This window comes from Sphingomonas sp. 2R-10 (assembly GCF_030062225.1).
In the GTDB taxonomy this organism is placed as follows: Bacteria; Pseudomonadota; Alphaproteobacteria; order Sphingomonadales; family Sphingomonadaceae; genus Sphingomonas.
Genome location: NZ_JASCXF010000081.1, coordinates 1 through 2,439 on the forward strand (window position 1 = coordinate 1; position 2,439 = coordinate 2,439).

Below are 2,439 nucleotides of genomic sequence, written 5' to 3' on the forward strand. Positions count from 1 at the left end.
TGGATTATGCAGCTTGTGCGGTCGGCTGATCTACCGGCGGCATCCAGTTCCAGGGCATGAGTTCATCCCAGCAGCTGGTTGGCCAGTCGCCTGCGACCCTGGCGATGACGTCGGCGATATAGGCCTGCGGGTCGACACTGTTGGCCTTGCAGGTCTGTATGACGGTGTAGATGGCCGCGGCGCGCTCGCCGCCTGCGCGAGAACCGGCGAACAGCCAGTTGCGACGCCCCACCGCGACACCGCGCAGCGCATGCTCCGCGATGTTGTTGTCGATCTCGAGGCGGCCATCATCGAGGAAGCGCGACAGCGCCGGCCAGCGTTTCGTGCCGTAGGCGATGGCTTTCGCCATGTCGGACCTGGGCGACAGATGGCGCAGGGCAGCGTCGAGCACCTCGCGCAAGGCGTCGACCAGCGGCCGGCTGTCCTCCTGACGGCTTCGGCATCGCACATCGGGTGGTTGGCCGCGAACCTCGGCCTCGACAGCATAAAGGGTGCCGATCCGCTCGAGGATGTCGGTGGTCAGCGGTGTGGGCGACCGCTCGTGGAGGTCGAAGACCTTGCGCCGGAAATGGGCCCAGCACGCGACCTCGGTGACACCGCTGCGGTAGAGCCCGTCATAGCCGGCATAGGCATCGGCCTGGAGGAAGCCGCGAAACCCGGCGAGATGCGCCAGCGGGTGCGCGGCAGTGCGGTCTGCCGTGAAGCGATACCAGGTCGCACGAGGTGCCGTGCTGCCGGATGCCCGGTCGTCGGTCGCGTAGACCCACAGCCGCCCGGTCGCGGTCTTGCCCCGGCCGGGGTCGAGCACCGGCACGGGCGTGTCATCGGCATGGATCTTATCGGCCTTGAGCAACTCGTCACGGATGCGGCCGACGATGGGGTCGAGGAGTGCTGCGGCCTGTCCGGCCCAGCCCGCCAACGTCGAGCGGTCGATGTCGAGCCCTTGCGCCGTCATCATCTCGGCCTGGCGGTACAGCGGCAGATGATGGTCGAACTTCGAGACGATGACGTGCGCCAGTGTCGCGAACGTGGCCTTGCCGCGTGCCACGGCGCTGACCGGTGCCGACGCCTGGACGATCTTCTCGCACACCCGGCAGCTGTATTTGGGGCGGACGTTGCGCACGACACGCCAGCGCACCGGCACGATGTCGAGCATCTCGTGCGCGTCGATACCCAGCGGGCGCAACGCACCACCGCAATCCGGGCAGGTGCAGGCGCCCGATGCCGGTTCGTGGACGACCTCCTCGCGCGGCAGGTGCCCCGGCAGACTGCGGACGGGCACCGGCCGCGCCGCTACGCTGGCCGCAGTGACATCGACCACCGCAGTGTCACGCTCCGTCTCCAGCTCTTCCAGCGCCAGTTCGAGTTGCTCGATCTCGCGTCCCAGCTTCTCGGACGAGGCGCCGAACTGCATCCGCCGCAGTCGGGCGATCTGTCCGCGCAAGGTATCGATGAGCAGGTCGCGGGCGGCAAGTGCCGCATTCGCCCGGGCGAGCGAGGCCTCCAGCGCAGCGATCCGCGCGGTGGCATCAGCAGGGGAAACAGGCGCTTCCGACACCCGGGTTTCATAGCAGATTGCATGGCAACGGGCGAGCAAAACCGGCGTAAAACCGCCGTTCTCAGCCAGCCAGCGTCGGCGTGAACGTCCGCTCGGGGCGTCGCCAGTCGATGCCCTCCAGCAGCATCGACAATTGCGCCGGCGTCAGCGTCACCGTGCCAGTCGCGGTCACCGGCCAGACGAAGCGGCCCCGGTCGAGGCGCTTGGAAAACAGGCACAGACCCTGCCCATCGAACCACAGCAGCTTGACCAGATGACCGCGCTTGCCGCGGAACACGAACAAGGCACCCGAATGCGGGTTCTGCGCCAGCACCTGCTGCACCAGCACCGCCAGGCCATCGAACCCCTTGCGCATGTCGGTCATCCCGCACGCCAGGAACACCCGCGTCGGTAGCGGCACCGGGCTCATCGCAGCACCGACAGCACCCGTGCCAGCGCGCCTGCATCCACTGCGGCATCCACACTCACCCGCACGCCACCCGGCAGTTCAATATGGATGAACCCCGATGGACATGATGCCGGCTGCGGTGTCGGCGCGACCGGTTCCGCCACCTGCACTTCGGCGAACACCGGCACCGAAGCCACGACGCCCGCCAGCTTGCCCTCCCGCAATTGCTTGCGCCACGTGTAGATCAGGCTGCTCGATACCTCGCGTCGCGCGATAACGTCGCAGACCCGAACACCGGGGCGGAACGCCTCGCCCAGAATCTCCAGCTTCTCTGCGTCCGACCATCGCCGTCGACCTGACACCCGGCCGACCACCTCCATCCGACCAGTCATACGAGCGCTCGTATGACTGGTCGTAAAACCTACAACTTCCCGCACCGCCAGCGCCCTCGTCAAAGGCGACAAACATCCCCACCGCTGGCCCTACCGCAAGG

Annotated in this window: 3 protein-coding genes; all 3 read right to left on the minus strand. The window is 67.4% G+C overall.

Features of this window, described 5'->3' with window-relative positions; translation table 11 throughout:
- Positions 1–4: 4 nt before the first annotated feature.
- Positions 5–1,558 carry an IS66 family transposase gene (gene tnpC / locus QLH51_RS19750; protein WP_443018853.1) on the minus strand — a complete coding sequence of 518 codons (1,554 nt, stop codon included), beginning with the start codon at positions 1,556–1,558 and terminating at the stop codon, positions 5–7.
- Positions 1,559–1,619: 61 nt separating this feature from the next.
- On the minus strand, positions 1,620–1,967 hold the full coding sequence (gene tnpB / locus QLH51_RS19755; protein WP_125662748.1) for an IS66 family insertion sequence element accessory protein TnpB: 348 nt from the start codon (positions 1,965–1,967) through the stop codon (positions 1,620–1,622).
- Positions 1,964–2,326: an IS66-like element accessory protein TnpA gene (tnpA, locus tag QLH51_RS19760; RefSeq protein ID WP_206429328.1), complete on the minus strand. Its 363-nt coding sequence runs from the start codon at positions 2,324–2,326 to the stop codon at positions 1,964–1,966. Before tnpA ends, tnpB begins: the two co-directional genes overlap by 4 nt.
- Positions 2,327–2,439 lie beyond the last annotated feature (113 nt).